General features: G+C 70.0%; 1 protein-coding gene. It reads right to left on the bottom strand.

The genetic code is table 11. The annotated features are described in order from the left end of the window. Nucleotides 1-523: alpha-hydroxy acid oxidase (locus tag G3A47_RS23410; RefSeq protein ID WP_166926686.1), on the bottom strand; the 523-nt coding region annotated here is incomplete at both ends.

Raw genomic sequence — 523 nt, 5'->3', positions numbered from 1 at the left:
GACACGCTCAGCTGCGGCGGGATCGAGAAGCCGTTGCGCTTATCGCGCAGACGCGCACCGGCGACGGGGGTGTCGACGGTGAAGAACAGCGTGTCGAAGCCCGCTGCCGCGGCGCGCTCGACCAGCGCGTACGAGATCTCGCGCTGCTTCATGACGTACAACTGGAACCAGTTGCGTCCGTGCGGGTTGGCCGCCTTGACCGACTCGATCGAGCTCGTTCCCAGCGTGGAGAGGGTGAACGGGATGCCGGCGGCCCCCGCAGCGCCCGCGCCGACGATCTCGCCCTCGGTCTGCATGAGGCGCGTGAACCCGGTCGGGGCGATTCCGAATGGCAGGGCCGAGGAGCCGCCGAAGATCTGGCAGCTCGTGTCGACCTGCGACACGTCGCGCAGGATCGACGGGTGGAACTCCACGTCGGCGAAGGCCTGTCGGGCGCGGGCGAGGCCCTCTTCGCTGTCCGCGGCGCCGTCGGTGTAGTCGAACGCGGCGGCCGGCGTGCGACGCTTCGCGATGTCGCGGAGGT

The sequence above is a fragment of the Flavobacterium poyangense genome (assembly GCF_011751075.1).
Classification (GTDB): Bacteria; Bacteroidota; Bacteroidia; order Flavobacteriales; family Flavobacteriaceae; genus Flavobacterium; species Flavobacterium poyangense.
This window is presented reverse-complemented; position numbering and strand designations above follow the sequence as displayed.